The sequence below is a fragment of the Promicromonospora sp. NPDC060271 genome (assembly GCF_042726755.1).
Taxonomy (GTDB): Bacteria; Actinomycetota; Actinomycetes; order Actinomycetales; family Cellulomonadaceae; genus Promicromonospora.
Genome location: NZ_JBHXBG010000268.1, coordinates 1 through 4,644 on the forward strand (window position 1 = coordinate 1; position 4,644 = coordinate 4,644).

General features: G+C 71.1%; 6 protein-coding genes. 2 read left to right on the forward strand and 4 right to left on the reverse strand.

Features of this window, described 5'->3' with window-relative positions:
• Positions 1-45: 45 nt before the first annotated feature.
• The 3 genes from ACFWE2_RS24555 to ACFWE2_RS24565 all read right to left on the reverse strand — a co-directional run bounded on the left by ACFWE2_RS24555 (position 46) and on the right by ACFWE2_RS24565 (position 2,667).
• Positions 46-261, reverse strand: coding sequence for a hypothetical protein (locus ACFWE2_RS24555; RefSeq protein WP_116675661.1), 216 nt, complete (start codon positions 259-261; stop codon positions 46-48).
• Between the two features lie 111 nt (positions 262-372).
• Entirely contained in the window at positions 373-1,683 is a 1,311-nt protein-coding gene (gene mshC / locus ACFWE2_RS24560; protein WP_377226827.1) for a cysteine--1-D-myo-inosityl 2-amino-2-deoxy-alpha-D-glucopyranoside ligase, read from the reverse strand.
• A gap of 63 nt (positions 1,684-1,746) precedes the next feature.
• Positions 1,747-2,667, reverse strand: coding sequence for an undecaprenyl-diphosphate phosphatase (locus ACFWE2_RS24565; RefSeq protein ID WP_377226828.1), 921 nt, complete (start codon positions 2,665-2,667; stop codon positions 1,747-1,749).
• Positions 2,668-2,735: 68 nt separating this feature from the next.
• Here ACFWE2_RS24565 and ACFWE2_RS24570 point away from each other — a divergent pair, with 68 nt between their 5' ends.
• Positions 2,736-3,710: an aldo/keto reductase gene (locus ACFWE2_RS24570; protein WP_377226829.1), complete on the forward strand. Its 975-nt coding sequence runs from the start codon at positions 2,736-2,738 to the stop codon at positions 3,708-3,710.
• 40 nt (positions 3,711-3,750) lie between these two features.
• Here the strand turns inward: ACFWE2_RS24570 and ACFWE2_RS24575 are convergent, their stop codons facing one another.
• Entirely contained in the window at positions 3,751-4,080 is a 330-nt protein-coding gene (locus ACFWE2_RS24575) for a primosomal protein (protein WP_377226830.1), read from the reverse strand.
• Positions 4,081-4,371: 291 nt separating this feature from the next.
• Between ACFWE2_RS24575 and ACFWE2_RS24580 the strand changes: the two genes are divergently transcribed.
• The gene (locus tag ACFWE2_RS24580; protein WP_377226831.1) at positions 4,372-4,590 is read left to right on the forward strand and encodes a DUF5703 family protein; all 219 of its coding nucleotides are present in this window, start codon (positions 4,372-4,374) and stop codon (positions 4,588-4,590) included.
• The last annotated feature ends 54 nt before the right edge of the window (positions 4,591-4,644 follow it).

Genomic DNA, 4,644 nt, shown 5'->3' on the forward strand with positions numbered 1-4,644 from the left:
GCCCAGCGGGCTCAGGCCTCTTTCATTCGGTTTCGGCGGTCGGGTTCACACGCTGCTGGAAATCGGTTCGATCCGCACTCCTGCGTCCGGACCGTGAAATCCCACCCACGTCTCGAGACACCGTGCGGCGTCCTCCACGCGGTCATAGACCGGTGCATATCCTGGTCCGTTGCGCACCACGCGATAGCGCGTGCTGCACCGGGGCGTCGTCGTGACGGTGACCCGGGTCTCGCCCGTGAAGTCTTCCTCGTACTCCGTCATGCTCCCCATCCTGCCCCGGGTTAAATACAAACGGAAGCAGGGGTCAAAACTAACCCGGCCGGCACCTGACGTGGCGCTGGGCTACCTGGCGCAAACCGGACACCCAAATGGTTAAAGACGCACTCCGAGCAGGGCATTTACCGTACGGGCCATGACTCCCGGAGCGCCCTCCTCGTCCGCGGAGGTGTCCCGCGTCGGGTCGAGGGAAACCTCGGCCCAGGCGTCGACGGCCGCCAGCGCGGACGGCGCGTCGAGGTCGTTCGCGAGCGCCGCGCGGACCGCCGCGAGGGTCGAGTCGGCGGACGGGCCCCCGTTGCCGGAGACCGCGTCGCGCCACCGGACGAGCCGCGCCTCGCCCTGCTGCATCGAGGTCTCGTCCCACTCCCACTCGGTGCGGTAGTGGTGGGCCAGCAGGGCCAGCCGGATCGCCATCGGGTCGTGGCCGGCGTCGCGCAGGCGGGAGACCAGGACGAGGTTCCCGAGCGACTTGCTCATCTTCTCGCCCTCATAGCCGACCAGGCCCGCGTGCACGTGCGTACGTGCCCCCGCGGGCTCCGCGCCCTCCAGGACGGGAGACAGCACGCGCAGGTGCGACGTCGACATCTCGTGGTGCGGGAACAGCAGGTCCGAGCCGCCGCCCTGCACGTCGAACCGCTCCCCCGCTGCCAGGCCCAGCCCGTCCCGGGCGATCACCGCGCACTCGATGTGCCAGCCGGGACGTCCGGTGCCCAGCGGACCGCCGTCCCACGCCGGCTCGCCCGGGCGCTCGCGGCGCCACAGCAGCGGGTCGAGAGGGTCCTTCTTGCCCTCGCGGTCGGGGTCGCCGCCGCGTTCGGCGAAGTCGGCGAGCTGCTGTTCGCGGCTCAGCCGCGCGACGGTCCCGAAGCGCGGGTCGGCGGTGAGGTCGGCGTAGACGTCGCCCAGCTCCGGCGTCCGGCCGCCCGCACCCGGCTCGAGCGGCACGCGGTACGCGGCGCCCGACTCGAGCATGGCGGCGACCGCCTGCGCGACCTCGGGCACGGACTCGACGGCGCCGGTCCACGTCTGCGGCGGGATGACACCGAGCGCCGTCATGTCCTCGCGGAACAGTGCGGTCTGGGAGGCCGCGAGCTCTCGCCAGTCGACCCCCGTCGCCGTCGCGCGCTCCAGCAGCGGGTCGTCGACGTCGGTCACGTTCGAGGTGTAGAGCACGTCCTTGCCCGTATCGAGCCAGGCGCGCACCAGCAGGTCGAACGCGACGTAGGTGTTCGCGTGCCCGATGTGGGTGGCGTCGTACGGCGTGACGCCGCACGCGTACAGCCGGGCCCGTGGCCCCGGCGCAGCCTCGACGAGCTCACCGGTGGACGAGTCGTGGACCCGCACCGGGTCGGAGACGGGGAAGCCGGGAAGCTCCGGGACTTGGGGTGTGGGCCAGGCGTGCACGCGACCAACGATAACCGCCGCCTACGACGCTCCCTGACCACGTCAGGGCGCTGGAGGTGTGTTCTACGCGACGCCGCCGGTCGCGTCGATGGTGCCCGACAGGAGCAGCCACACGACGACGCCGGCGAGGGCGAACCGGTAGAACACGAACGGCTTGTAGGAGTAGTTCCCGATGATCTTGAGGAACCCGATGATCACCGCGTAGCCGACGCCGAACGCGATGATCGTCGCGATGATCGTGGCACCCCAGCCGGGGGCCCCGGCCGGGAGCGGCTCGCCGAGGGTCTTGAAGAGCTGGTAGAAGCCCGAGCCCAGCACCGCGGGCAGCGCGAGCAGGAACGAGTAGTCCGCAGCGGCCTTCCGCGTGAAGCCCATGGTCAGGCCGGCGGTGATCGTGCCGCCGGACCGGGAGACGCCCGGCACGAGGGCCAGCGCCTGGGCCAGGCCGAAGCCGAGGGCGCTCGGCCCCGTGAGCGACGTCAGCTCGCGCTCCTGGCGCCCGAAGATGTCGGCGAGGAGCAGGAGGATCCCGAAGAAGGTGAGCGTGAAGACCGTGATCCAGAGGTTGCGGAACGTGGTCTCGATGGCGTCCTGGAACAGCAGCCCGAGCAGGACGATCGGGATCGAGCCGAAGATGATGTACCAGCCCATGGCGGCGTCGTGGTTCGCGCCCGAGCCGGGGCGGCCGTGCCGCAGGTCCACCGAGCCGGACCGTGGCCCCAGGCCGGTCCGTGCGCGCCAGCCGCTGCCGTTCGCGCCCGTCAGGGCCTTGAACCAGGCGACAAGGATCACGCCGATCTTCTGGCGGTAGTAGATGATCACCGCGAGCTCGGTGCCGATCTGGGTGATGGCGGTGAACGCCGCACCGGGGTCGCCCGAGCCGATCAGCTCACCGACGATCCGCAGGTGCGCCGACGACGAGATCGGCAGGAACTCGGTAAGGCCCTGTACCAGGCCCAGAAGGATCGCTTCCCACGCAGTCACGGGCCGTGACACTACCCCACGGCGCGCCTCCGGATGCACCCGCGCCGCCCGCGGGTAGCCTGCCGCACATGGAACGACGCCGCGTAGGCAGGTCTGGCCTACGGGTCTCCGAACTCGGGCTCGGGACCATGACATGGGGCCGCGACACCGACGAGATCGACGCGGCCGAGCAGGTTCGGGACTTCCTCGACGCCGGCGGCAGCCTCGTCGACACCGCCGCCAGCTATGCCGACGGCGACGCCGAACGGGTCATCGGCACGCTGCTGTCGGGCAAGGTGGCACGCAACGAGCTCGTGCTCGCCACCAAGGCGGGCATCCGCTCGGAGACGCGGCCCGACGGCGGCTCGGGCCGCGTCGTGGACGCCTCGCGCGGCGCCCTGCTCGACAGCCTCGACGAGTCGCTGCTGCGCATGGGGACCGACCACGTGGACCTGTTCCTCGTGGCCTGCCCCGACCCGCACACCTCGCTCGAGGAGACCTGCAACGCGCTGCGCATAGCCGTCACGACGGGGCGCGCCCGCTACGTGGGGCTGAGCAACCACCCGGGCTGGGCCACCGCGCGCGTGGCGACGCTGCTCGAGCCCGACGTCGGCCTGGCCGCCGTCGAGCTGGAGTACTCCCTGCTGCAGCGCGGCGTGGAGCGTGACGTGCTGCCCGCCGCCGACGCGCTCGGGGCCGGGCTGCTCGCCTGGTCACCGCTCGGGCGGGGCGTGCTCACCGGCAAGTACCGGCGCGCCATCCCGGCGGACTCCCGGGCGGCCGGGGCTCTCGCGGGCTTCGTGCAGCCGTACCTGGAGGGTTCGGCGTCCGCCGTCGTCGAGGCCGTGGCGACCGCCGCCGAAGGACTCGGCCGCACCGCGGGCGAGGTCGCCCTCGCGTGGCTGCTGGAGCGCGAGGGCATCGCGTCGGCGATCGTGGGCGCGCGGACGCCCGCGCAGCTTCGTTCGTCGCTGGGGGCCACGAGCCTCGAGCTGCCCTACGAGGTGCATGCAGCCCTCGACGACGTCTCCGCCCCCGAGATCGGCTACCCGGAACGCTGGTGACCGTACCGGCGTTCGTGCCCGCGCTCGTGCTCGCGTCGGGTCAGCGCTGCTGCGCAGGCTGCGGCTCGTCCTCCTCCACGGACTCCTCTGCCTCGTCCAGGTCGTCGTCGAAGTCGAGGTCCTCGAGGTCCTCGTCCTCGTCGTCATCCTCGTCGTCGTCCTCGTCGACCTCGTCGGCCAGGTAGAACGGCGTCACCTCGCCGAACACCGTGGCCAGGGACTCCTCGTACACCTCGTAGGCGTCGGCGAGCACGTCGTACGCGTCGTCGACGGCGGGGTCGTCGTCACTCCGGCGAGTGGCGACCGCGTGGTGATGGGCCTCGAGTGCGGCAATGAGGCGATCTAGCGCGGCACGCGGTTCTACGGTCATGCCTTGACTGTAGCGCCAGGTCCAGGCCAGCGGGATCGCAATTCGTGATCGTTACTGCGCAGATCCCGGGGGTACGGCCGCGCCGGTCGCGGCCGTGCGGCACGGGTCAGCGCGCCCTCCTGACCTGCGAACACGGTGGCACGCCGCCCCGACACGCGGCGAGGTGCGACCCCGGTCACCGTGCCGACCACCCGGTGGGTCACAATGAGCGCTACGAAGTGTGTTGCTGCCAGCCCGGCGTGGAAACCGGCATAAACTGACCTCACCCGTGAACCGAGGACGGTGCATCAGATGGCGAGAGACGGCTCCGTGTTCCGCAAGCACAGCCAGTACGAGTACCGCGTCGTGACGTTCGATCCGGACACCAGCGTGCCGGACGCCCGCCGGTTGCTCACCGACGAGGCCGAGTACGGCCGTTGGGAGCTGGCGAGGACCCTTCTCTACATCGGTGGCAGACGCAAGGTCTGGCTCCGCCGCAAGATCATCAGGGTCTCCTCGACCCTCGACTGACCCCGGTTCGGCGAAGCAGAGCGCCTGTCCGGGTCTCCCTGGCGTGCACCAGGG

What these genes read in the sequence shown, in the direction of transcription:
- ACFWE2_RS24580 (WP_377226831.1), top strand. Translation starts at nt 4,372, where the DNA reads ATGGCGAGAGACGGCTCCGTGTTCCGCAAGCACAGCCAGTACGAGTAC.
- ACFWE2_RS24570 (WP_377226829.1), top strand. Translation starts at nt 2,736, where the DNA reads ATGGAACGACGCCGCGTAGGCAGGTCTGGCCTACGGGTCTCCGAACTC.
- ACFWE2_RS24575 (WP_377226830.1), bottom strand. Translation starts at nt 4,080, where the DNA reads ATGACCGTAGAACCGCGTGCCGCGCTAGATCGCCTCATTGCCGCACTC.
- ACFWE2_RS24555 (WP_116675661.1), bottom strand. Translation starts at nt 261, where the DNA reads ATGACGGAGTACGAGGAAGACTTCACGGGCGAGACCCGGGTCACCGTC.